Below are 24,491 nucleotides of genomic sequence, written 5' to 3'. Positions count from 1 at the left end.
TTAATATTCCTCCCTGAATTCCTTTAATGTCTTTGTCTCCTGCTCTCCGGAAGCCATATCATAAACAGTGACATTCTCCCCATCTAAATAGATAATTCCTTCTGCTCCCTGATTCTTTCCAAAAGCAAGATATTCTTCTAAAGTCTTTCCTTCTGTCATAGAAACGAGTTCCGTCCTCACTCCGGCATCTCTTAACTTTACAACTAACGGAATCGCATTCTGTCTGTCCTCTGATTTATAAAGAAGTAAAGAATAGGCATATTCTTTTAAGGAAATGCTGATATTCTGTCGGCTTAATGCAGATAGTACATCATCAATCAAAATGGTAAATCCGCTGGCACTTGCTTCCTTGCCAAACTGCGCTAAAAGGTTATCATAACGTCCACCCTTTCCGATTGCATCTCCAGTTCCATAAGTATATCCTCGGAAAATAATTCCTGTATAATAATCAAAATGATTCACCATGCCAAGATCAAAACTTACATATTTCTCATATCCGTAAAGCTTTAACACTTCATAAACTTCCTCTAATCTGGCAATTGCCGCCTGACAACGAGGATTTATCGTAAGCTTCTTTGCCTTTTCAAGCATGGTAACATCACCATATAAATCATTATACTCAAGCAGAATGTTACGATAACAATCTTTCATAGATAAATCCGATAAAAGAATTTCCATTCCAAGAGCATTCTTATTCTCGATATATTCGTGAATCTGCTCCTTAACTTCCTCAGAAGCTTCTAACGCATCCATAATTCCTTTATAAAACTCTGCCTGCCCGATATCTATACGAAAATCCGTAAGACCTGCTGCAAGGAAACAGTCAATCATCATGATAATTCCCTCTGCATCTGCTTCCGGACTGTCATCATTAATAAGTTCCGCTCCCATCTCCGTCTTCTCAGTAAGCTTACCTTGATAACTTCTGTTATTTAAAAATGTATTCCCACGATAAGAAAGACGAAGTGGAAATTCACAGGCACTATAATACTTTGCCACACTTCTTGCAATAGAAGGCGTCATATCCGGGCGAAGCACTAATGTATTATTATTTCTATCAAAAAACTTAAACATCTCTACAGAACTTACGGTTCCTGTATCACTGTTAAATATATCAAAGAATTCAAATGTTGGTGTCTCAATATCCTGATAGCCGTAAAGCTCTAATATATGATGAATCCGCTTCTCCACCGCTGACTTTCTCTTACATTCTGAGTTATAAATATCTCTTACTCCCTCTGGAGTGTGGAGCAGTTTTTCTTTCATTAATGTTATCCTCCTAAATTAAAATCTCATTCACCACTTTTATAAAATTGTCTGAGCTATTCTCATAAAAAAATAAAAATCTATAAAAGAAAGAGCCTGCATTCACAGACTCTTTTGTGACAATCTTCTTGCCCCTTAAACACTCTGTCACAATAAAGTGGTAACGCATTAAAACTGTTTATGATTATACTCGTGACCGCCCATTTTGTCAACCAGAGAACAGAACTTTTTCTAATTGATTCCTGTAAAATTAATTGAAATTATGGTCGTCCATATCTCCATCTCCATCAAATTCAACAGGATCGATGTGACTTACCGCCCCATACATATCTCTTCCGACTACCTTTTTATCTTCTCTTTCCTTCTCAATAAGATCACTCAGCACTCTCTTTACCTGCGCAGACTTCGCAATATTTTCCAGACGGATAACTGGCGTGGAGCGGTCTTTTGTGTGAAGCTCAATCGTTCCTGTTCCAAAAATACGCTGTGGAAGACTGCGGTATAATGTAATATCTGTAATACGATATAACAGACACTCATCTTCTCTTGAAGAAAGAAATCCGCTATTTACATATAATCTTCCATTCCCCACTGTATATTTTGTAAAACTAATCGGGAACCATAAATGATGCTTTCTGTCCTCCCAGATATTTGCTGTCACTTCTCTGATCTCTCCATTTTCTGCTTTTCCCATAATATGCCTCCTTCTATATTTTCGTTCTTTTATCCAACATATCACATTCTCATTTTCCATGCAAGTATGCCTGACATTTTTGACATTCCCTTCTTATCTATGGTATCATGAAAAGGCTGCAAATCCTACTGTTTTTCAGATATTTTTGCCGCAATATCATTCTATACTTTTATATTTTTCATGCAAAGCAGATACATTTCTTTTGCATGGATTATTTAAAAGTATAAATATTATTTCAGGAGGAATTTTACTATGGCTTTTGATGGCGTTGTAATAGCCAATATTGTATATGACATGAACCGCCTGCTTACCGGCGGACGCATCTACAAAATCTATCAGCCGGAAGCGGACGAACTGCTTCTTGTTGTAAAAAATAATAAAGAAACCTATCGACTACTGATTTCTGCCGGAGCAAGTCTCCCACTTATCTATTTTACTACAAAGACAAAGGCGAATCCTATGACTGCCCCAAACTTCTGTATGCTGCTTCGAAAATATATCAGCAACGGAAGAATTATCGAAATCACACAGCCTGGTATGGAACGAATCGTTGAGATCACAATTGAACATTTAAATGAACTTGGTGATACGTGCCGTAAAAAAATGGTTATCGAAATCATGGGAAAACATAGTAATATTATTTTTATTGATGAAAAAAACATGATTATCGACAGTATCAAACATATTTCTAATCAGGTAAGTTCTGTAAGAGAAGTTCTGCCAGGAAAAACTTATATTGCCCCGCCGGGAAAGGGGAAGATTTCTCTTAATGACCTTTCTGCAGAGTGGATGGAAAATACACTGCTTGTCAAACCAGTTTCTGTGCAAAAAGCAGTCTATGGCAGTATTTCCGGTATCAGTCCGGTGCTCGCCAATGAAATCTGTTACCGCGCTGACATTGACGGAGATTCTGCTGTTGCTTCTCTTACCCCAGTGCAGCAAAGTTCCCTTTACGGTGAACTCGTCCGTCTGAAAAATCAGATAGAAACACACGCTTTTTCTCCAAATATTATTTACGAAGGAAAAGCTCCAAAGGAATTCGGTGCGTTTACATTTTCCATGTTCAGTGATTTAACTATAGAAGAATATCCTTCCATCTCTGAAGTATTAGAAACCTTTTACGCACAAAAAGAAGTCGTGACCCGTATCCGCCAAAAGTCCGTTGACTTACGCCATATCGTGCAAAATGCGTTAGAGCGTACTGCGAAAAAATATGACCTGCAGCTAAAACAGTTAAAAGATACAGACAAAAAAGAAAAATATAAAATATACGGAGAGCTTCTTCACACTTACGGCTACGAGGCAGCCCCTCATCAAAAAGAATTAAAATGTATCAACTATTATGATGGCAAAGAAATCACGATCCCACTTGACCCCGACTTAAATGCAATGGAAAATGCCAAAAAATATTTTGACCGCTACGGAAAGTTAAAACGTACTTATGAAGCATTAAGTACTCTTACAAAAGAAACCTTTGCCGAACTATCACATTTGGAATCTGTAAGTAATGCTTTAGAAATCGCCCGCGATGAAAATGACCTTGCTATGATCAAAGAAGAATTAATCGAGTGCGGTTACATGAAACGCCATGGCAGAAATCAAAAAAAACGTCAGGGCAAAAGTAAACCGCTTCACTATATTTCTTCTGACGGATTCCATATGTATGTCGGAAAAAATAACTTCCAGAACGACGAATTATCTTTTAAATTCGCTAACGGAAAAGATATGTGGTTTCATGCTAAGAAAATGGCAGGTTCCCACGTCATCGTAAAGCTCGGAACCGCAAATGAACTTCCTGACCGCACCTACGAAGAGGCCGCAAGACTTGCCGCTCACTACTCTAAAGGGAAAAATGCTCCGAAAGTTGAGGTTGATTACACCGAACGACGAAACTTAAAGAAACCGCCTCAGGCAAAACCAGGATACGTCATTTATCATACAAATTACTCTATGCTCATTGATCCGGATATCAGCAGTATCAAAGAAATTTCTGATTTGTAGATTTGGTGTAGACGAAAAAAGAAAAAAATAATACATCCCATCTGCTCTGTAGTCGCTGTATTTAAGATGCGGACGAGCATCTTAAATATAGCGACTACAGAGCAGATGGGATATGGTATTCTTTCTTTTTTCGTCTACATCAAATCTACAAATCAGAATATAATTTTTCGTATTTTCTGGAAGATGCTTTCCATGAATAGTTTTTCCTCATTCCTTTTGCAGTAAGGTTTTTCCATTCTTCTGGATTCTTTTTATAAACATCTAAGGCTGCAAGAATTGCATCTAAAAAGGCTTCCGCATTATAATCTGTAAATCCAAAACCTGTTCCTGTTTTGCTCTTTGGATTATAGATGCTTACGGTATCTTTAAGACCTCCTGTCTTTCTTATGATCGGAACTGCTCCGTAACGAAGGGACATAAGCTGACAAAGTCCACATGGTTCAAAGCGTGATGGCATTAATATCGCATCACAGCCAGCATAGATGTATTTTGCCATTTCATCGGTATAGTCTAATTGTACATATACTTTATCCGGATACTGTTCCTGATAGGAAAGAAACATATTTCGATATTCCTCTTCCCCATCGCCTAATACGTAAAGCTGTACCGGCTTCTTCATGAGACGTTCCATCATATAAGAAAAGAGTGCAAAGCCTTTCTGTTCAGTCAATCTTGAAACAATTCCTAATGTAAATGCTGTTCTCTTCTTTGGAAGACCTGTTTTTGCCTGAAGAGATGCTTTATTCTTTTTCTTTCCTTTATCAAAGGTTTTATCATCATAATGGCAAGGAATGTATTCATCTGTAGAAGGATTATAGATATCATAATCAATTCCGTTGACAATTCCGCAAAGATCATCACTTCTATGCTGTAGCACACTATCTAATCCTTCTCCATATTCTGGCTGTTTAATCTCCTCCGCATATGTTTTACTTACTGTTGTGATCTTATCTGCAAAAACAAGTCCACCTTTTAAAAGATTTGCCGAATTATTATATTCTAGTTTGTCGTAAGTAAACATATCGTCAGGAAGACCGGTTATATCTTTTAAACGGTCGATTTCCGTAATTCCCTGAAACTTTAAATTATGTATTGTCATCACAGTTTTAATATTACGATAAAATGGGTCGGCACAATAAAATGCTTTTAAAAATACCGGCACTAAAGAAGACTGCCAGTCGTGGCAATGAATAATATCCGGTTCAAAATCAAGATAGGATAACATCTCAAGTACTGCTTTAGAAAAATAACTGAACTTCTCTATATCTACCCACATGTCATAATATGGGGAATCTCCGCAAAAATAAAAGTTATTTTCAATGAAATAATAAATAATTCCTTCATAACTTAATGTTTTTACGGTCACTGTCTGCATTCTCCAGCCAAGATACATAGGAAAAGTCACAACCGTTTCCATCTGATCACGCCACTTTTTATCAATACAATGATACCCCGGTAAAACAACCCTTACATCATATTTTTTATGATTTAACTGCTTTGGCAGAGAGCCGACTACTGCACCTAATCCTCCTGTCTTTACAAACGGATCACATTCTGCACTGGCAAATAGTATCTTCTTCATAGTTTTCTCCATCCTGTTTTTTATTTTTAGTAAGGCAAAATACCTTTTGACCCTAACATCATAACATAAAAGAAATAGCTATACAATTACGATTTCTTTCGTTAAAGAACAGGAAAGAGAATTCTTCTTTTTTTGTCTCCCCTAGTTTAATTATGCATTCATTCTATATTCTAATCGTAGTTTATCTGCGATAAGTGCAATAAATTCCGAGTTTGTTGGTTTTCCTTTTCCTGCACTAATCGTATAGCCAAACATATCTTCAAGAACATCAATCTGCCCCTTGTTCCATGCTACCTCGATTGCATGACGGATTGCTCTCTCTACGCTGCTTGAAGTTGTTTTATACTTTTTAGCAATTGTTGGATAGAGAAGCTTTGTAATATAATTCAATAGATTGATATCATTTACTGTCATCATAATCGCTTCTCTTATATATTGGTATCCTTTGATGTGAGCCGGTATACCGATTTCTCTTATAATATGTGTCACATCATTTTCCAATGTATTTTCCGTATATTGATTCATGCCATATTTCTGCATCGCATATCTTCTCTCTTTTTCCTTTATTTGCAGCTCTGCTTTTCTTCGTACAAGCATTGCCTGAAAAATACGGTGTATCACACTGTCTAAATTATAAGGCTTCATTATATAATAATGTACTCCTAATTTACAGGCATATTCTACCATTGATTGATTTCCCATAGAGGAAATGACGATAAATATCGGTTTTTTCTTAATACTTCTGTTTCCATTTGTTTTTTCAATAACAGTAAATCCGTCCATAACTGGTAAGATAACATCAATAAGAACAATATCCGGAACTTCATCAATAATGACTCGGTAAGCATCTTTTCCGTTATCTGCAATATTTAACAACTGTATTTTTTCATTATTTTCTAAAAATTTTTTTAAATTATTTCGGGCAAATTCTGAATTATCTGCTACTAGCACTTTGATCTTTTTTTCGTTTTTCATATTCATTTTCCTCCCCATCCATCTTTTTTATATAATTTTAAATCACATGACTGCAGAACTTTTTATTTTCCCTTTATATTCCAAACGAATTTTGTCCGCAATTAACGCAATAAATTCTGAATTTGTTGGCTTTCCTTTTCCTGCCTGAATAGAATATCCAAATAATTCATTAATTGTATCCATCTTCCCTCTATTCCATGCCACTTCAATCGCATGACGAATTGCCCTCTCTACTCTTGATGGTGTCGTATTATGCATTTTTGCGATTGTTGGATACAACTGTTTCGTAATAGAATTTAATATGTCCATATCATTTACTGACATAATGATAGAATCTCTTAAGTACTGATACCCTTTAATATGTGCCGGCACCCCTATTTCATGAATAACATTCGTTACAATAATTTCCAAACGATATTTTTCATCCTGATGTTCTTCTTCTAGCTTAATAAACTTTTCCTGATCAGATAGGAGTTTTCCGTTTTTTATCTGACGTATTTTTTTAATTAACGAAGTCCGTTCAAAAGGTTTCAGTATAACATACTCAGCGCCTAATCCTATTGCTTCTTCCATTACTTCTTCCTGCCCTAATGCTGTCAAAATAATAAATGCCGGTTTTTTTAAGCTGCTTTCATCTTTGTTTATTTCTTCAAGAACTTTCAACCCATCCATTTTAGGCATAATGATATCTAACAGTACAACATCCGGATGACTTGTCCTTATCATAGACAAAGTGTCAAGACCATCCGAGGCACTCCCCACGAGTGTCATATCCTTCTCTTTAGAAATAATCTCCTGTAAATTCTGACGAATTCGCTCATTATCATCCGCAATCGCTACATTAATATTTGACATATAACATCCTCCTGTAAATTACATTCAAGAATGCCTCGGCATTCTTGCTGCGAGATGCGCGTCATGCAAAGCATGACATATTTCTTTTGCGCATCTCTGCAATCCTGCCGGAGGCTATATCAGATGGGGGATTGACTCCCACCACTGATACTAATTTGCTCCTCGCCACCTGAAGAGGTGGGAGTCATCTCACATCTGATATATTACAGCAAGAATACCTGGGCATTCTTGAAAGTTAGATAACGCAAAAAACTATTTGTTTTTACCGCAATTACCTTGATTCTTTAATATATTATGATGTTATTTTTGCTATTATACCAAAAATAAAGGAGTTTACAGACGAATCAACGAAACGCAAAGATTCGATTGTTAATTTTTATTGACTTTTTAAATTTTATGTGTTAAAGTTTTTGTAGTTTACACAATTAAAGTATAAAAGTAAATCTATTATTCATGTACTCTTAGAATCTTCTTGTACTACTAATGAAAAATCACCCATAAAAGTACTGATACCATAAAGACTTCAAGCGTACATATTACAAAGAGAGGAAAAATGTATGAAGTTACTAATCTTAATCGCTTATTTTATTGTACTTATTACAATCGGTTTTGTCTGTCGGCAGAAGGCAACCGATGTAAATGGCTTTGTTCTTGGAGGACGTTCTGTTGGACCATGGCTTACTGCCTTTGCTTACGGAACTTCTTATTTTTCTGCTGTTGTTTTTGTCGGTTATGCCGGACAGTTTGGCTGGCGTTTCGGTATCGCAGCAACATGGGCCGGTATCGGTAATGCTCTTATAGGCTCCCTCCTTGCATGGGTGATTCTCGGACGGCGTACCCGAATCATGACACAGCACCTTGACTCTGCAACAATGCCGCAGTTCTTTGGAGAACGTTTCCAAAGTAATTCTCTGAAAATAGCCGCATCAATCATCATTTTTATTTTCCTGATTCCGTATACCGCTTCCCTTTATAACGGTCTTTCCCGTTTATTTGGAATGGCATTTCATATTGATTATTCTGTATGCATTGTCCTCATGGCAATTCTTACTGCGATTTATGTTATCGCAGGTGGATATATGGCAACAGCAATCAACGACTTTATTCAGGGAATTATCATGCTTGCCGGAATTGCAGCTATTATCATTGCTGTACTTAACAGCAAAGGTGGATTTATGGCAGCTTTAGATGGTCTTGGACATATAAGTGATCCGGCTGTATCCTCCACTCCTGGAATTTTTGGATCTTTCTTCGGACCTGATCCACTTAGTCTGCTTTCTGTTGTAATCCTCACTTCTCTTGGTACATGGGGACTTCCACAGATGGTTCAGAAATTTTATGCAATTGACAATGAAGATTCCATCAAAAAAGGAACCATCATCTCTACCTTTTTTGCATTAGTTGTTTCTGGAGGATGTTACTTCTTAGGTGGCTTTGGCCGTCTTTTCTCTGATAAAATCGATATTGCTGCTAACGGATATGACTCTATCATTCCGACAATGCTTGAAAACTTACATCCTTTATTGATTGCTCTTGTTGTTATTCTTGTATTATCCGCCTCAATGTCTACCTTATCTTCTTTGGTCATTGCCTCAAGTTCCACACTGACAATCGACCTGATCAAAGATAATATCGTAAAAGAAATGAGTGATAAAAAACAAGTATTTTGTATCCGCGTACTTATTGTCATCTTTATTGCAATTTCTGCAATCATCGCGATCATCCAGTACAAGAGCGCCGTTACATTTATCGCACAGTTAATGGGAATCTCCTGGGGTGCACTTGCAGGCTCTTTCCTTGCACCGTTCCTCTACTCCCTCTACTGGAAGAAAACAACAAAGGCAGCTTGCTGGACATCTTTCATATTCGGGTGTATAATCATGGTTCTGAATCTCGTTGCAGGATCTCATTTTCCAACATTATTGCAGTCCCCGATTAACTGTGGTGCATTTGCAATGCTCGCCGGATTAATCATTGTACCTGTTGTCAGTCTTTTTACAAAGAAACCAGACACTGCACTAATTGAAAATACCTTTGCCTGCTACGACAAGACCAATACAGTAACACAAAAAACCGCACTTGGAAAATAATCATACGAGAGGATGGAATCTTATGGCAGGTAAAAACATAAATATTGTATCTAAAACTTTAGCGGAGTCTTATATCCGTAAACAGATAAAAGCATTAAAACAAGATCCGGCACAGACCATCCATACTTTAACAAAACAGCTTTTAGAAAAACCAGACAGTCCTTTGGAAAAGTATCTTCTACATATCACGCCTGAAAAACTTCAGGATACACAAAGCGGATATTACCAGCTTTTCCATGATATCCTTCCTAAAATAAATACGGAACATCTGGTTACTTTAGCAATGAATATTGGATATAATAGTCTTTTTACCGCCTCAAAAAATACACAGCTACACTCCCCAGAGAGCATTTTTAATGCTCTCTGGGCTTTTAAGTTGTCAATTGATGGAATCTGTTATGAAAAAAAAGCAGCACAATATAAAGCACAGATTACCAGCGCAAAAAAGAACGGAACCCACTGTTTTATACTTTTTATCGAAAAAAATGCATGGAAACTACTTCCATTCATAAAAAAAGAAAAAGACTGTGCATTCTTCTTGTTTTGCCCCGCTTCCTGCTTAACAGAAAAATTCCTCGATGCCGCAAAGCTGACAAAAAATCTTTTTATTTCTGTTGCTTATAATAAAAATAATCATAAACACCCGACACCTTCCACCGATGTATTTAAGCAGCTTAGAATCCGAAAACTCCCCTATGCCGTACATTATTATTATTCTGCATCAGATATAGAGAACTTTAAATCTAGGGAAATCTTTAAAGAATTAAGTAAGGAAAGACCTCTGTTCTCCTTCTTTCTTTCAAAAAAATCTGACTCTGGTCAGGATACTGTAACAGAAGAAGACAAAAAGGCTGTTTATGAAATAATCATAAAAGAAAGATATTGGTTAACATATCCTTCAATTCCATTTGCTATTTGATTCATTGGGAAGAGAGCAGACGAAAATAAAAATAGTAGCCCATTGCAACTGTAAAGATATCACTGCGTAGAAAATGCCTGTCCGGCATTTTTACTTGCTCTCACATTACATTTGCAATGGGCTACTATTTTTATTTTCTGTTTGTTGGCTCCAGAAGGAATGTATTCAATAATTTTTAGGAGAGATGAGAATGATCGCTGGCGATGGCATCTTGACAGCATCGTGGAGACAGTATCATAATAAGCCACGACCTTCTGACCTCTCCCCCTTCATCTCCCCAAAGACTATTTCATTCATTCCATGTGGAGCCAAAACACAGAAAAAAAGAAACAATGTCATATCCCAGATGCGGCTTCGGAGCGTGTTTAAGATGCGGATAAGCATCTTAAACACAGCGACTACAGAGCAGATGGGATATGACATTGTTTCTTTTTTTCGTCTGTTTCCTCTAAATAAATGAAATAGTAACTAAGCTCTATTCTGTTGTGCTACGAGATATTCTGCTCCATATTTTTTACGGAGTGCAGGTTTCTCAATCTTTCCGGTTGCATTTCTAGGTACATCTGCAAAAATAATCTTCTTTGGACGTTTATAACGTGGAAGCTTCATGCAATATTCTTCAATCTCCTCTTCTGTACATTCCATACCGTCTTTTACAGAGATGATTGCTCCGGTAATCTCTCCTAAACGCTTATCCGGAAGACCAATTACCGCTACGTCTTTCACTTTATCATAAGCACTTAAAAAGTTCTCAATCTGTACTGGATAAATATTCTCTCCTCCACTTACGATAACATCCTTCTTACGATCTACAAGAAAATAAAAGCCGTCTTCATCCTGCATTGCCATATCTCCGGTAAAAAGCCATCCATCTTTAAGTGTCTCTGCAGTCGCCTTTGGATCATTATAATAACAGGTCATCATTCCAGGACCCTGCACGCAAAGTTCTCCAACCTCCCCTTGTGAAAGTGCTGTACCATTTTCATCTACAATCTTACAGGACCAGCGATATCCTGGAATTCCAATTGCTCCAACCTTATTAATATTCTCTATTCCAAGATGTACACAACCTGGACCTGTAGATTCTGAAAGTCCATAATTCGTATCATATAAATGATTTGGGAAATATTCTTTCCAATGCTTAATTAATGATGGTGGTACCGGCTGTGCACCAATATGCATTAAGCGCCACTGCGAAAGTTCATAATTCTCCAGCTTCAGATCTCCTCTGTCAAGACTGTCTAAAATATCCTGTGCCCAAGGAACTAAAAGCCATACGATCGTACAATGTTCTTTTGACACTGCATCAAGAATGATCTCCGGTGTTGTACCCTTTAATAATACCGCCTTACTTCCTGCACAAAGACTGCCCATCCAGTGGAACTTTGCTCCGGTATGATATAACGGAGGAATACACAAAAATACATCGTCTCTGTTCGTCAAATGATGCTTCTGCTCCATCTGGGCAGCCTGTAGAAGACTTTCATGATTATGAAGAATTGCCTTCGGAAATCCTGTTGTTCCTGATGAAAAATAAATCGCTGCATCATCTTCATCCTCTAAAAGAACTAACGGAGCCTGACTTGAACAATCTGCTACAAGTTCTCGATAACTTTCTGCGAATGTCGGACAGCCATCTCCTACATAAATCAAAAGACGCCCTTTGCTAAGTTCTTCCTCAATTGCTTCAATTCGACCAATAAACTCCGGTCCAAAGAAAAGCACATGAACTTCTGCCAAATCTGCACAGTACTTAATCTCATCAGAGGCAAAACGGAAATTAAACGGTACGGCAATCGCTCCTGTTTTTAAAATACCAAAATAAATTGGCAGCCATTCCAGGCAGTTAAACATTAAGATTGCTACGCGATCCCCTTTCTGAACGCCTCGGCTTAATAACATATTCGCCACACGATTCGCCTTTTCATCAAAAACACTCCATGTAATCTCACGACGATATGGAACAGAAGAGGTCTGCTGTACAAGGTCATATTCCTTCCATGTTGTCTTTCTTGTATCCTTCATCGTAGGATTCAACTCTACTAAAGCAACCTCATCTCCGTAAAGCTTATGATTTCTCTCAAGTAAATCTGTAACTGGCATAACGCTACCATCCTTTTCTTAAAAAATTTAAATATTTAAAATACAGACACCCCTTTCTCTGCGTCTGTATCTCTTAATTTTCCTAATTCTTTTTCACTTTTATTTATTAAAGTGTTGCACTATGATAAAGTATCATATTTTGTGAAAAAAGTCAACGCTATCTCGCCATTCCAGCTCTTTTTTTACCAGTTCAAAAAAATATTTTATATGCAGATTGTATACAAGATTTTTCTATAAATCATCCAGTTGATTTACGATGCTTCGTTGACAGATTTCCTTTTTTGCACTATCATTATATGGTAAAAATAAACAGAAACGAGGATAAAATTATGTTAAATGAAAAAATGGTTGCTCTCGGCACCCAGCGTTCTGTTATTCGTGAATTATTCGAGTATGGCAAACAGCGTGCTGCCGAAGTAGGCGCAGAGAATGTCTTTGATTTTTCCATTGGAAATCCTAGTGTTCCTGCTCCTGACTGTGTAAATGAAACTGCAATAAAACTGCTGAAAGAGATGGATTCCGTTATTCTTCATGGATATACAAGTGCACAAGGTGATGCCGGTGTTCGTAAGATGATTGCAGACTCCCTTAACTCCCGCTTCCAGACATCCTTTACTGCGGATAATCTTTACATGACTGTTGGTGCTGCTGCTGCTTTATGCTGCTGCTTAAACGGTCTTGCCTGCCCTGGAGATGAATTTATCGTATTTGCTCCATACTTCCCTGAATACAAAGTATTCATTGAAGCTACTGGTGCATCTATGAAGTTAATCCCTGCAGATATTGAAGCCTTCCAGATTGATTTTAAAGCGTTTGAAGAAGCAATTAACGAACATACAAAAGGAGTTCTTGTAAACTCTCCTAATAATCCTTCCGGAGCAGTCTACTCTGAGGAAACAATCAAGAAACTTGCTGAAATCCTTGAAGCAAAGTCAGCAGAGTATCATCATCCAATTTATTTAATTGCTGATGAACCGTATCGTGAGATTGCATTTGAAGGTACCTTTGTTCCTTATCTTCCAAAGTACTATAACAATACTTTAGTATGTTATTCCTGGTCAAAATCTTTATCTCTTCCTGGAGAACGTATGGGATATGTTGTTGTGCCAGATGAAATGGACGATCACGAACTGGTTTATGCTGCGATTGCAGGTGCCGGCCGTTCTCTTGGCTATGTAAATGCTCCTGGATTATTCCAGAGAGTCTGTGCCCTTTGTGCAAATGAAACTTCTGACATCTCCGTCTACGAGACAAATAAAAATATTCTCACAAAAGGACTTCGTGACATGGGATATCACGTTGTAGAACCAGGCGGAACCTTCTATATGTTCCCTCGTACATTAATTGATGACGATATTGCTTTTTGCGAAAAAGCAAAATTAGAGCATAATCTTTTAATCGTACCAGGAACCGGCTTCGGATGTCCTGGACACGCAAGAATCTCTTACTGTGTCCCTACCGAGCAGGTTGAACGCTCTCTCGCTGCATTCGAAAAACTTGCCAAATCATATAAATAAATGTGTACTGTTGGAGGCAGATTATGATTATCGATTTTCACACCCACACTTTTCCGGATCAATTATCCGAAAAGATTGTGAATCACCTTGCACATACTGGATGCATCCCTCCACATACAGACGGCTCCGTTATCGGTCTCTTTTCTTCTATGAAAGAGGCCGATATTGACTATTCTGTAAATCTGCCTGTCATGACAAAACCCGGACAGGTAGAGAAGGTTAATTCCTCATTGATCATGCAAAAAGAATATCTTCTTGATATGAAGATCATTACTTTTGGAGGAATGCATCCTGATTATGTAAACTATAAAGAAGAACTCCTGCGATTGAAGCAGGCTGGCATTCCCGGTATCAAATTACACCCTGCATATCAAAATGTAGATCTTGATGATATTCGTATGATGCGTATCATTGATGAGGCTTCTTCACAGGGGCTGATCACATTAGTCCATGCTGGCATTGATATTGGTATTTATGACCACAATTATTCTTCTGTTGCTCATATTTTAAAATTATTAAAAGAAGTTGCTCCAGAAAAGCTGGTTCTTGCACATATGGGAAACTGGGGCTGCTGGAACGAAGTCGAGAGTGATCTTGCCGGAGCGCCTGTCTATTTTGACACTGCTTTTTCTTATGGCCCGGTAACTCCACTCCCCGATGCCCCAAGAGCTCCGTATATTTCCTATAATCTTCATCCAAAGGACTTTGTACGTCTTGTGAGAAAACATGGTACAGACAAGATCCTTTTTGGCACTGATTCTCCGTGGGAAGACCAGAAAGATTATGTAAAAAGAATCTCCCATATGGCTTTTACAAAAAAAGAACTCGAACAGATTCTTTCTGAAAATGCAAAAAATCTTTTTACTATTTAATTCATTAGAGGAAAACAGACGAAAATAAAAATAATAGACCATTGCAACTGTAAAGATATCACTGCGTAGAAAATGCCTGTTCGGCATTTTTACTTGCTCTCACATTACATTTGCAATGGTCTATTATTTTTATTTTCTGCTTGTTGGCTCCAGAAGGAATGAATGCAATAGTTTTTGAGGAGAGAAGGGGGCGAGGTCAGAAGGTCGTGGCTTATTCTGATACTGTCTCCGCTATGCTGTCAATGATGGTAAAATGATATCGCCAGCTATCACTGTACATGATGAATTTATCATTATATATAAAGGTGACTACTTTATTTTTTGGGAAAATGACAATGCCCTTTCTCTTTACTGTTTGTTAAAGAGAGTACCTAATCTTCTGAACGATATACCTTTTGAGCAATAAGAGATTTCTGGCCTTGCCACCTTTTCCCTCCCAAAGACTATTACATTCATTCCTTCTGGAGCCAAAATACAGAAACAGAAAAAGATTCGGCATAGTGAAAATGACATCAGAATAAGCCACGAACTTCTGACCTCTCCCCCTTTTCCTTCCCAAAGACTATTGCATTCATTCCTTCTGGAGCCAAAACACAGAAAAAAGAAATAATACCATATCCCAGATGCGGCTTCGGAGCGTGTTTAAGATGCGGATAAGCATCTTAAACACAGTGACTACAGAGCAGATGGGATATGGTATTATTTCTTTTTTCGTCTGTTTCCTAATGAATTAAATAGTAATTTATTTTATTTTGATTTTTACAGTATGTTTTTTCCCGCTTCCATCAGTTGCCATTGCTGTAATTTTTACAGTTTTCCCTTTGGCTGATTTTTTCGTTGTTACGATTCCTTTGGCATTTACGGTGGCATATTTTGCATTACCTGATGTCCAGAGAAGTTTTGTATTTGCTTTCTTTGTGGCAGTTACTTTGGCTTTTAGTTTTAGCTTCTTGCCTGCTTTTATTGGCTTACTCCCCGTAATCTTAACTTTCTTTACAATGCCTTTCATAGATGTAATCTTCCAGGAAGCATATTTTTTACTGCCATCTTTTGCTGTTGCTGTAATCGTTACTTTTTTACCACCTGTTTTCTTTTTCAGGGTGACTATATCACTTTGGGTTACCGTTGCAACTTTTGGGTTGCTGGACTTCCAGATTAGCTTTTTATTGGATGCATTGTTTGGTAAAACTGTCGCTTTTAAAGTAAGCTTTTTGCCTGCGGCAATTTTTTTGGAAATACCGGAGAGACGAATAGAAGATACTAACCTTCTATTACTATTTGTGTCTATATTCGGTTTTGTATTCTGGCCGTTGCCTGAATACAAAATATCTCCACTGAAGTTATAATTATAAAAGATTCTTCCGGTAGATACTATCTCATACTTATCCAGAATGGACATTGGCTGGTTTTGTTCTCCTTCTACTGGAATTGCATAATTTTTATTATCTTTCTTTTTAATTTTATAAATAGAACATACTTCTTCATTTTTTTGCTGATCATAATCAAAGCGTGCTACGTAATCTGGCACTGTACCTGAAGATGTCTTTTTATTTAGCATCATCAAGCTGTATGATGTTACATGTGTTGTATAGTTGTATACGCTTTTATTTTCTGTGCATTCGTATTTATATTAAAATTGCTTGACCAGAAATAGTTTCCTGCTTCATCCTGCATAGAAGCAATCCAAATTCCAGGGAAAACTTCCTGTATTTTATAAATATTATAGTATGGTTCATCGTCACTGCATCCTGCTTGTCGTAAAGCCCCATATATCCCTGTTACAGAATCGTCTTTTGGCGTACATGGAATAAAGTCTGCCAGCTCATAGACTGCCGCAGTCATCTGTTTTGCTTCTTTTTGTGGTGTTTTCTGTACTTTTTGGTTTAATGTATCATTTCCTTCAAATACAATGCCATCTTTTGCTGCGGCAGAATAAGAAACAACTATAGAAGAAGGAAATTTATTATCACGATACACTTTTAAAGTAACCCCTTGTTTTACTTTAAACTGTGCGTTTGCCTCTTCTGCCATTAAAAAAATCGGTTCCCCCTGTACTCTGTTTTTATTAATCTCTAAGGAACCATTTCCTTCTAATGTAAGGCTTCCGCCATAAGAGTAACCCCATACAGCAATTCCCTGTATCTGATTATTTCCCACTACTTTTACTTTAAAATCATCCCCCATTTCATTTGCCACAATTTTCTTTTCAGCTTCCTGATATCCGTTTAAAGTAAGAGTATTTGTTTTTTTATCATAGCTGATGTTTTTAACTGTGCTGATAGTCACTGATTTATTGGCGTTATAAAGCTGTTTAGGATTTGCACTTCCATCATCAATCACTATATATGCACTACTCCAATCCTGCTCATTTGGTCCATTTGCCGCTTCGACCGAACTTCCCAGCATCACAAATGACATTAAAAACGCAAAACAAAGTGCCATTATCTTTTTCCATCTTCTCATCATAATCCCTCCTCATATCGTTTGCTATGTTGTTTTTTGATAATTACATTATACAAAATTCCACTCTATATTTTCTGATTCTTTCCAGTCAGTCATTGCCAAAACGGAAATCATACTTTATGGGTTTTTTGTCTGCTGCTTTTACGATATAATAGAATTAAATGAAACCTTTCAGGATTACAAAATCTACCACATAAAGCCTGGTACATAATCTTCGATTCATTTAAACTTTTAATTTAGGAGAAGGTAAGATGACCGATTTTAAAGATATTTTAATAAAATATATGGAAGAACTGGATTGTTCCTCAAAGGAGCTTGCAGATAGTTCCGGACTTTCTGCCGCAACGATCAGCCGCTATCGTTCCGGAGAACGAATACCTGATGTAGAAAGTGACAATTTAAAGCAACTGATTTACGGTATCGTTAAACTTGCCCAAAAAAGAAATCTTTCTTCTATTAATGACATAACGGTACATTCTGATTTTCTGCGTTTTTTACCGGATATATCGGCTGATTTTTCTATTTTGCAGGCAAATTTGAATACTTTATTTACTATGCTGTCAATAAATACTTCAGAGTTTGCCAGATTTTTAAATTATGATGCCTCTTATATTTCCCGCATAAAAAGCGGCGAACGGCAGCCTGCTGATCCAGAACTCTTTCTTGTTAATACTGCTCTTTTTGTAACAAAAAGATATACGAAAAAAACAGATCTTTCTATATTAGCAAATTTATTTGATTGTTCTTTGGAAGATTTGCGAGAGGAAAAAACGTATTTATCTCTTTTAAAACACTGGCTTCAAACAAAGCATACGAATACAGACAAAGAACAGCAATCTTTATCCCATTTTCTGCAAAAATTGGATGAATTCAATTTAGATGACTATATTCGTGTTATTCATTTTAATGAATTAAAAGTCCCAACGGCACCTTTTCAGTTTCCCGGTTCTAAAAATTATTTTGGATTAAAAGAGATGATGAATAGTGAACTCGATTTTTTAAAAGCAACGGTTCTTTCTAAATCACAGGAAGATGTTATTATGTATAGTGATATGCCTATTGAAGAGATGGCGAAAGATTTGGAATTTTCTAAAAAGTGGATGTTCGGAATGGCCTGTATGCTAAAGAAAGGATTACATTTGCATCAGATTCACCAAATCGACCGGCCGTTTGCCGAAATGATGCTTGGGCTTGAAAGCTGGATTCCTATGTATATGACAGGTCAGATTTCTCCTTATTATTTAAAGGAAAGCACCGGACATACCTTCATGCATTTATTAAAAGTTTCCGGTGCTGCCGCACTTCAGGGTGAGGCAATTTATGGACATCACACACAGACAGGGACGTTATTATCTTACGAAGCATAAAACTGAAATATCTTATTACAAAGAAATGGCTGAGCTGCTTTTAAAAAAGGCTTCTCCTCTCATGGAAATATTTCGGGAAAACTCCATGATGCCCTATCATGCTTTTTTACAGGCAGATGCAAAGACCAGCGGAAAACGATATCACATTTTATCTGCTTTACCGCTTCAAACTCTAAATTCTTCTTTACTTGAGGACATTTTAAATCAGAATCAGATTAATAAAGAAGATGCTCAGAAAATCAAAGCATATATTGATAAAAAGTCTGCTCAGATTCAGCAGATTCTTTCCCATGATATGATTACGGAAGAATTCCCTATTTTATCCAAAGAAGAATTTAGTAGATTTCCGATTGCGCTTCCATTATCCGATATTTTTTATGAAGAAAACATCTATTATACCTGGGAAATGTATAAGCAGCATTTAGAAAGCACTCTAAATTACGAAAAAACACATCAAAACTATTGTATAAAGCAAAATCAACAATCTGCTTTTCGAAATATTCAGATCAGGATTCACGAAAAAAAATGGGTTCTCGTATCTAAAAACAGAACCCCTGCAATTCATTTTCTCATCCGGCATCCTAAAATGAGAAATGCTTTTGAAAATATGATCATACCAATTGTAGAATTCTAGAAAATAAAAAATATCCTATAGCAGCTAATATCACAGCTACTATAGGATACTTTTTATTTTCTTTCTAAGATTATTTATTATAGAGATTTCTCTTATCGACTACTCGAACCGCTTTTCCTTCGCTTCTTGTAATAGTCTTTGGCTCTAAGATGCTGACATCTACTTTGATTCCAAGCATATTCTTTAAACCATGTACGATTTTCTTTTCTCTAGCTGCGATAGCAACATCTTCCTGTTGCATTTCCGGTGTCATCTCTACCTGAACTTCGATTGTATCGTTATTACCAATACGATCTACTAAAATCTGATAGTTTGCCTGATATCCCTGTTTTAATAAAACAGCTTCAATCTGAGATGGCCATACATTAACACCTTTTACTACCATCATATCATCGCTTCTGCCCATTGGTTTATGCATACGGATATGGGTACGTCCACAGGAACATTTCTTTCTTGTAAGATAACATAAATCTCTTGTGCGGTAACGGAGTAATGGATAGGCTTTCTTTGTAATACAGGTAAATACTAACTCTCCTATTTCTCCTTCTGGAAGAACTTCTCCTGTATCTGGATTAATAATCTCAGGAATGAAGTGATCTTCCTGTATATGCATTCCTTTCTGCTCTTCACATTCAAAGGATACACCCGGACCGGAAATCTCGGTCAGTCCATAAATATCATATGCTTTGATACCAAGAGATTCTTCGATATTATGACGCATTTCCTCTGTCCATGGCTCTGCTCCAAAAATACCTGCCTTTAACTTGATATTCTCTCTATGTCCGCCTTCATTAATTGATTCTCCAAGGCTTGCAGCATAAGAAGGAGTACAGCAAAGAATGGTAGATCCTAAATCTTCCATAAACTGAATTTGTCTTTCTGTATTACCTGAAGACATTGGAAGTGTCATACAGCCCACTCGATGAGAGCCTCCATGCAGACCTGCTCCGCCGGTAAAGAGTCCATAACCGTAGGCTACATGGCATACATCATCTTTTGTTCCACCAGCTGCCATGATTGCACGCGCACAGCAATCCTCCCAAATATTAATATCTTCCTGTGTATAGAAAGCAACTACTCGACGACCTGTTGTACCACTTGTAGACTGCATTCTCACACATTCAGATAATGGTACCCCAAGAAAACCGTATGGATACTGATCTCTCAAATCATCTTTAGTAACGAAAGGAAGTTTATGAAGATCTTCGATTCCTTTTATATCTTCTGGTTCTACTCCTGCTTCTTTCATTTTATTGCGATAAAATTCTACATGATCATATACATACTTTACCTGCTCTACAAGTCTTTCGCTCTGTAAAGCCTGCAGTTTCTCTACCGGCATCGTTTCAATCTCTGGTTGATAATAATTTCCCATTCTTCTCTTTCTCCTGTTGTCACTTAATTTATAATGATTTCATTTTCTTCTATTCTTCGCCTCTTCCAAGTGCAAATGCTTTGTGATTGAGTTCAACAAACTTTGCCGGAACACATTCCTCGATTGCTTTCTGCCACTTTTCTACTGGAATATCAAAGTATTTAGACAGTCTTCCCATTAAAACAATATTTACCGCTTTTGATGAACCTGCTTTTTCTGCTAAGGACAGACAATCCATCGCATCTACTTTAATTCCTAAAGCTTCCATCTTTTCGATAAGATTTTCAGGGTACTGTGCCGCACCGGTAATAACCGGCATTGGATCAATTTCCTGTGTATTTACTACAATTCTTCCTTCTGGTCTCAAATATTCTACATAACGGGCAGCCTCTAACTTTTCAAAAGAAACAATGAAATCTGCCTCTCCTTTATCGATGATCGGAGAATATACTTTATCTCCAAATCTTACATATGTAACAACGCTTCCACCTCTCTGGCTCATTCCATGAACTTCGGAAACCTTTACGTCATAACCTTCTGATAAAAGCAAATGTCCTAATAACTTGCTGGCAAGAAGGGAACCCTGTCCTCCTACACCGACAATCATAATATTCTTTGTCATTTCGCCTGTCCTCCTATGCCTGTAATGCATCAAACTTGCATAACTGCTGGCATACGCCGCAGCCTACACATAATGTTGTATCAATGACTGCCTTCTTATCCTTTATACTGATAGCAGGGCAGCCAAGTCTCATACATGATTTACATCCTACGCAGTTTTCTTTTTCAACCTTTAATGGTGGATTATGTTTTACATATTTTAAGAGCGCACAAGGACGACGGCTAATAATTACAGATGGTTCTTCTGCAGCTAATTCTTCTTTAATCACTGTGTCACAAGCAGCAAGATCATATGGATCTACCACGCGAACCCTGTTAAATCCCATGGAACGACACAGACTTTCTAAATCAATCTTTCCTGCTGGATCTCCTTTAATATTGTAACCGGTTGTCGGATTCTGCTGATGGCCTGTCATTCCGGTAATAGAGTTATCAAGAATAATTACAGTGGAATTACTCTGATTATAAGCAATATTAGCAAGTCCTGTCATTCCGGAATGCATAAATGTAGAATCTCCAATAACGGCTACAGTCTTTCCTTCACTTTCTTTGCCAAGTGCTTTGTTAAAACCATGAATAGAACTGATCGAAGCACCCATACAAAGAGTCATTTCCATCGCGCTAAGCGGTGCAACAGCTCCAAGTGTGTAGCATCCGATATCACCAAGAACTGTACATTTATTCTTGGACAATGTATAGAACAGTCCTCTGTGTGGACAGCCTGCACACATAACCGGCGGTCTTCCCGGAAGAGTTTCGCCAAGTTCTTTATGTGCCGGAATCTCTACTCCTAACTTCTCAGCGATCAGATTCTGTGAGAACTCCCCTTCCATCGGAAGAGTATCTTTTCCTGTAACAGTCAGTCCAAGTTCTTTACAGTGATTCTCTAAAATCGGATCCAATTCTTCAATAATCGCAAGTTTTTCTACCTTTGCTGCAAAATCTAAAATAAGCTGATCCGGTAATGGATTTACAAGACCAATCTTTAAAATACTTGCCTGTTCTCCAAATACTTCTTTTGCATACTGATAACATGTGGAAGAAGTAATAATTCCAAGCTTGGTATCAGCCATCTCCACACGATTAAAATCACAATGATTTCCGTATTCGATGAGTTTTCTTGTTCTCTCTTCTACAACTGGATGACGGCGAATTGCATTACCTGGCATCATAACGTATTTTGCGATATTCTTCTCATAAGGAATTGTTTCTGGTACAACATGTTCACCCGGTTCTACAATACTCTGAGAATGTGCAACACGAGTACACATCTTAATAATAACCGGTGTATCAAACTCTTCAGAAAGCTCAAATGCTTTCTTGGCAAATTCATAAGCTTCCCTGGAATCAGATGGCTCTAACATAGGGATCTTTGATGCGATCGCATGATGTCTTGAATCCTGCTCATTCTGTGAAGAATGCATTCCCGGATCATCTGCAACACAAATAACCATACCACCATTCACACCTGTATAAGAACAGGTAAATAATGGATCGGCAGCTACGTTTAAACCAACGTGCTTCATTCCACAAAAACTTCTCTTTCCAGCAAGAGAAGCACCAAAAGCTACTTCCATCGCTACTTTCTCATTCGGTGCCCACTCACAGTAAATCTCATCATATTTCGCAGCTTCCTCTGTTACTTCTGTACTAGGAGTTCCAGGATAGCTGGATACTACACTACAACCTGCTTCATATAAGCCTCTTGCCAGTGCCTTATTACCTAACATTAATTGTTTCATGGTAAATATCCTTTCTATAATTGTTTATTTGTTCCTTTGTATAAAAAGATACGGCTGTCCTGCACAGCCGCATCTAGCTATATCTGACTTTGTAGCACATTTAAAAATCAGGATTCTTCTGTTCCCTCTTTGTCCTCTTTCTTATCCAGTCTGTCAATTACCTCTCCAAGACAGCCTGTTCCATAATTAAGCATACGATTCACACGACTGATTGTAGCAGAACTTGCGTTTGTCTCACTCATAATCTCCGTATAAACTTTTTCCTTCTTCAACATACTTGCAACTTCAAAACGCTGCTCCATAGACCGAAGCTCAGTCATTGCACAAATGTCTTCAAAAAAATCAAAACATTCTTCTAAACTTTTTAACTCCAGAATAGCTTTATACATGCCTTCTTTACGTTCTTTTGGAATATTTTTTCCCATAAGATGTTCCTTCCTTTACGAATTCAAGAATGCCCCGGCATTCTTGCTGCGAGATGCGCGTCATGCAATGCATGACATCCTTCTTCTGCGCATCTCTGCAATCCTGCCGGAGGCTATATCAGATGGGGGGATTGACTCCCCCACTGATACTGATTTGCTGCTCGCCACCTACAGAGGTGGGAGTCATCTCACATCTGATATAATCTTATGATACCATCTTTTTTCGATTTCGTAAATAAAAAGTTTAATGTGTTAAAGAGTTTTTCCTTTAAACAACAAAAACACTATAATAATTCCCTTGATTCATTTTTTATGCTATACTTAATCTATCTTTTTGATAATGAGGTTTATTTATGAATTTAGAACAATATAACAGAATTCACGATTTTTTCATCACACATTCATCGGCTTTTTCTTTACTACTAATGGCTAACCGTTTTTTGACCGCCTGTGGTTTTTTTCTTTACCCGCTGTTATTGTTATTTCTTCTATTAAAAGGAGAATTTCTTACGTTATGTTCTTTTATTTTTATTCCTGCAATTTGTTTTTTAATCATAACAATTTTTAGAAAAGTTATAAACAAGCAGCGCCCATATGAAAAACTTCCAATTCAGTCACTAATTAAAAAAGAGAAAAAGGGACAGTCTTTCCCAAGCCGCCATGTATTTTCTATCTTTTTAATTGCAACATTATGGTTTTATTTTTGGAAACCAATAGGCATCTTTCTTCTTATTGCTGGCATTTTTCTCGCAATTGTCAGAGTAATTGGAGGCGTACATTTTATAAGCGACGTATGTGCCGGAGCGTTTCTTGGTATCATCGCAGGGTGGATTTCTAACTATATCTTTTTGATTTGCTAAAAAACAGACAAAAAAAGCCTCCGCATGCCTTTCTGGAGAATCCTCAAATCCCTCACAAGCGAAATTACCTCAAAGGCAGAAAATAAAAAGACTAATAATAGCAGATGTGACCTCGGAGCAAATGTTGGAT

20 protein-coding genes are annotated in these 24,491 nt (G+C 37.3%); 8 read left to right on the top strand and 12 right to left on the bottom strand.

What is annotated here, in order from left to right; all coding sequences use genetic code 11:
• Both hisZ and EHLA_RS05375 read right to left on the bottom strand, forming a co-directional pair.
• Positions 1-1,266: an ATP phosphoribosyltransferase regulatory subunit gene (hisZ, locus tag EHLA_RS05380; protein WP_096239592.1), complete on the bottom strand. Its 1,266-nt coding sequence runs from the start codon at positions 1,264-1,266 to the stop codon at positions 1-3.
• A gap of 250 nt (positions 1,267-1,516) precedes the next feature.
• A complete protein-coding gene (locus EHLA_RS05375; protein WP_055297959.1) occupies positions 1,517-1,960 on the bottom strand; it encodes a PH domain-containing protein in 444 nt (147 codons plus the stop codon).
• A gap of 252 nt (positions 1,961-2,212) precedes the next feature.
• Here EHLA_RS05375 and EHLA_RS05370 point away from each other — a divergent pair, with 252 nt between their 5' ends.
• Positions 2,213-3,961, top strand: a complete 1,749-nt coding sequence (locus EHLA_RS05370; RefSeq protein WP_096239591.1) for an Rqc2 family fibronectin-binding protein — start codon at positions 2,213-2,215, stop codon at positions 3,959-3,961.
• Between the two features lie 145 nt (positions 3,962-4,106).
• Here EHLA_RS05370 and glgA read toward each other — a convergent pair whose 3' ends face one another.
• From glgA to spo0A (EHLA_RS05355), 3 genes are all read right to left on the bottom strand, one after another.
• Positions 4,107-5,543 carry a glycogen synthase GlgA gene (glgA, locus tag EHLA_RS05365; RefSeq protein ID WP_096239590.1) on the bottom strand — a complete coding sequence of 479 codons (1,437 nt, stop codon included), beginning with the start codon at positions 5,541-5,543 and terminating at the stop codon, positions 4,107-4,109.
• A 150-nt stretch (positions 5,544-5,693) separates the two neighbouring features.
• Entirely contained in the window at positions 5,694-6,518 is an 825-nt protein-coding gene (spo0A, locus tag EHLA_RS05360) for a sporulation transcription factor Spo0A (RefSeq protein ID WP_167513797.1), read from the bottom strand.
• Between the two features lie 42 nt (positions 6,519-6,560).
• Entirely contained in the window at positions 6,561-7,373 is an 813-nt protein-coding gene (spo0A, locus tag EHLA_RS05355; protein WP_021908195.1) for a sporulation transcription factor Spo0A, read from the bottom strand.
• A gap of 557 nt (positions 7,374-7,930) precedes the next feature.
• Between spo0A (EHLA_RS05355) and EHLA_RS05350 the strand changes: the two genes are divergently transcribed.
• Both EHLA_RS05350 and EHLA_RS05345 read left to right on the top strand, forming a co-directional pair.
• On the top strand, positions 7,931-9,463 hold the full coding sequence (locus tag EHLA_RS05350) for a sodium:solute symporter family protein (protein WP_096239588.1): 1,533 nt from the start codon (positions 7,931-7,933) through the stop codon (positions 9,461-9,463).
• Positions 9,464-9,485: 22 nt separating this feature from the next.
• A complete protein-coding gene (locus EHLA_RS05345; RefSeq protein WP_096239587.1) occupies positions 9,486-10,382 on the top strand; it encodes a hypothetical protein in 897 nt (298 codons plus the stop codon).
• A 468-nt stretch (positions 10,383-10,850) separates the two neighbouring features.
• On the opposite strand, the gene EHLA_RS05335 is transcribed toward EHLA_RS05345, so the two are convergent.
• A complete protein-coding gene (locus tag EHLA_RS05335; RefSeq protein WP_096239585.1) occupies positions 10,851-12,485 on the bottom strand; it encodes a class I adenylate-forming enzyme family protein in 1,635 nt (544 codons plus the stop codon).
• A gap of 329 nt (positions 12,486-12,814) precedes the next feature.
• Between EHLA_RS05335 and EHLA_RS05330 the strand changes: the two genes are divergently transcribed.
• Together EHLA_RS05330 and EHLA_RS05325 are read left to right on the top strand one after the other, a co-directional pair.
• Positions 12,815-14,002, top strand: coding sequence for a pyridoxal phosphate-dependent aminotransferase (locus EHLA_RS05330; protein WP_021908186.1), 1,188 nt, complete (start codon positions 12,815-12,817; stop codon positions 14,000-14,002).
• 23 nt (positions 14,003-14,025) lie between these two features.
• Entirely contained in the window at positions 14,026-14,874 is an 849-nt protein-coding gene (locus EHLA_RS05325; protein WP_096239583.1) for an amidohydrolase family protein, read from the top strand.
• Positions 14,875-15,616: 742 nt separating this feature from the next.
• Here EHLA_RS05325 and EHLA_RS05320 read toward each other — a convergent pair.
• Positions 15,617-16,402 carry an Ig-like domain-containing protein gene (locus EHLA_RS05320; protein WP_242970673.1) on the bottom strand — a complete coding sequence of 262 codons (786 nt, stop codon included), beginning with the start codon at positions 16,400-16,402 and terminating at the stop codon, positions 15,617-15,619.
• Between the two features lie 47 nt (positions 16,403-16,449).
• Complete coding sequence (locus EHLA_RS05315) at positions 16,450-17,340, bottom strand: hypothetical protein (RefSeq protein ID WP_123864841.1); 891 nt, start codon at positions 17,338-17,340, stop codon at positions 16,450-16,452.
• Between the two features lie 248 nt (positions 17,341-17,588).
• Here EHLA_RS05315 and EHLA_RS05310 point away from each other — a divergent pair, with 248 nt between their 5' ends.
• Together EHLA_RS05310 and EHLA_RS05305 are read left to right on the top strand one after the other, a co-directional pair.
• A complete protein-coding gene (locus EHLA_RS05310; protein ID WP_096239580.1) occupies positions 17,589-18,704 on the top strand; it encodes a helix-turn-helix domain-containing protein in 1,116 nt (371 codons plus the stop codon).
• Positions 18,658-19,338 (top strand): hypothetical protein, encoded by a 681-nt coding sequence (locus tag EHLA_RS05305; RefSeq protein WP_096239579.1) that lies wholly within the window; start codon positions 18,658-18,660, stop codon positions 19,336-19,338. Before EHLA_RS05310 ends, EHLA_RS05305 begins: the two co-directional genes overlap by 47 nt.
• 70 nt (positions 19,339-19,408) lie before the next feature.
• Here the strand turns inward: EHLA_RS05305 and EHLA_RS05300 are convergent, their stop codons facing one another.
• From EHLA_RS05300 to EHLA_RS05285, 4 genes are all read right to left on the bottom strand, one after another.
• A complete protein-coding gene (locus EHLA_RS05300) occupies positions 19,409-20,713 on the bottom strand; it encodes a phenylacetate--CoA ligase family protein (RefSeq protein WP_096239578.1) in 1,305 nt (434 codons plus the stop codon).
• 49 nt (positions 20,714-20,762) lie between these two features.
• The gene (locus EHLA_RS05295) at positions 20,763-21,335 is read right to left on the bottom strand and encodes an indolepyruvate oxidoreductase subunit beta (protein WP_096239577.1); all 573 of its coding nucleotides are present in this window, start codon (positions 21,333-21,335) and stop codon (positions 20,763-20,765) included.
• Between the two features lie 13 nt (positions 21,336-21,348).
• Entirely contained in the window at positions 21,349-23,076 is a 1,728-nt protein-coding gene (iorA, locus tag EHLA_RS05290; RefSeq protein WP_096239576.1) for an indolepyruvate ferredoxin oxidoreductase subunit alpha, read from the bottom strand.
• Positions 23,077-23,183: 107 nt separating this feature from the next.
• The gene (locus EHLA_RS05285; RefSeq protein ID WP_021908181.1) at positions 23,184-23,501 is read right to left on the bottom strand and encodes a YerC/YecD family TrpR-related protein; all 318 of its coding nucleotides are present in this window, start codon (positions 23,499-23,501) and stop codon (positions 23,184-23,186) included.
• 353 nt (positions 23,502-23,854) lie between these two features.
• Here EHLA_RS05285 and EHLA_RS05280 point away from each other — a divergent pair, with 353 nt between their 5' ends.
• On the top strand, positions 23,855-24,361 hold the full coding sequence (locus tag EHLA_RS05280; protein ID WP_096239575.1) for a phosphatase PAP2 family protein: 507 nt from the start codon (positions 23,855-23,857) through the stop codon (positions 24,359-24,361).
• Positions 24,362-24,491 lie beyond the last annotated feature (130 nt).

The organism is Anaerobutyricum hallii (assembly GCF_900209925.1).
Lineage (GTDB): Bacteria > Bacillota > Clostridia > Lachnospirales > Lachnospiraceae > Anaerobutyricum > Anaerobutyricum soehngenii.
The sequence above is the reverse complement of the archived record's forward strand: the minus strand, read 5'-3'. Positions and strand labels throughout refer to the sequence as shown.

Coding starts and splice junctions, on each gene's coding strand:
- hisZ (WP_096239592.1), bottom strand. CDS start 1,266: ATGAAAGAAAAACTGCTCCACACTCCAGAGGGAGTAAGAGATATTTAT.
- EHLA_RS05375 (WP_055297959.1), bottom strand. CDS start 1,960: ATGGGAAAAGCAGAAAATGGAGAGATCAGAGAAGTGACAGCAAATATC.
- EHLA_RS05370 (WP_096239591.1), top strand. CDS start 2,213: ATGGCTTTTGATGGCGTTGTAATAGCCAATATTGTATATGACATGAAC.
- glgA (WP_096239590.1), bottom strand. CDS start 5,543: ATGAAGAAGATACTATTTGCCAGTGCAGAATGTGATCCGTTTGTAAAG.
- spo0A (WP_167513797.1), bottom strand. CDS start 6,518: ATGAAAAACGAAAAAAAGATCAAAGTGCTAGTAGCAGATAATTCAGAA.
- spo0A (WP_021908195.1), bottom strand. CDS start 7,373: ATGTCAAATATTAATGTAGCGATTGCGGATGATAATGAGCGAATTCGT.
- EHLA_RS05350 (WP_096239588.1), top strand. CDS start 7,931: ATGAAGTTACTAATCTTAATCGCTTATTTTATTGTACTTATTACAATC.
- EHLA_RS05345 (WP_096239587.1), top strand. CDS start 9,486: ATGGCAGGTAAAAACATAAATATTGTATCTAAAACTTTAGCGGAGTCT.
- EHLA_RS05335 (WP_096239585.1), bottom strand. CDS start 12,485: ATGCCAGTTACAGATTTACTTGAGAGAAATCATAAGCTTTACGGAGAT.
- EHLA_RS05330 (WP_021908186.1), top strand. CDS start 12,815: ATGTTAAATGAAAAAATGGTTGCTCTCGGCACCCAGCGTTCTGTTATT.
- EHLA_RS05325 (WP_096239583.1), top strand. CDS start 14,026: ATGATTATCGATTTTCACACCCACACTTTTCCGGATCAATTATCCGAA.
- EHLA_RS05315 (WP_123864841.1), bottom strand. CDS start 17,340: ATGATGAGAAGATGGAAAAAGATAATGGCACTTTGTTTTGCGTTTTTA.
- EHLA_RS05310 (WP_096239580.1), top strand. CDS start 17,589: ATGACCGATTTTAAAGATATTTTAATAAAATATATGGAAGAACTGGAT.
- EHLA_RS05305 (WP_096239579.1), top strand. CDS start 18,658: ATGGACATCACACACAGACAGGGACGTTATTATCTTACGAAGCATAAA.
- EHLA_RS05300 (WP_096239578.1), bottom strand. CDS start 20,713: ATGGGAAATTATTATCAACCAGAGATTGAAACGATGCCGGTAGAGAAA.
- EHLA_RS05295 (WP_096239577.1), bottom strand. CDS start 21,335: ATGACAAAGAATATTATGATTGTCGGTGTAGGAGGACAGGGTTCCCTT.
- iorA (WP_096239576.1), bottom strand. CDS start 23,076: ATGAAACAATTAATGTTAGGTAATAAGGCACTGGCAAGAGGCTTATAT.
- EHLA_RS05285 (WP_021908181.1), bottom strand. CDS start 23,501: ATGGGAAAAAATATTCCAAAAGAACGTAAAGAAGGCATGTATAAAGCT.
- EHLA_RS05280 (WP_096239575.1), top strand. CDS start 23,855: ATGAATTTAGAACAATATAACAGAATTCACGATTTTTTCATCACACAT.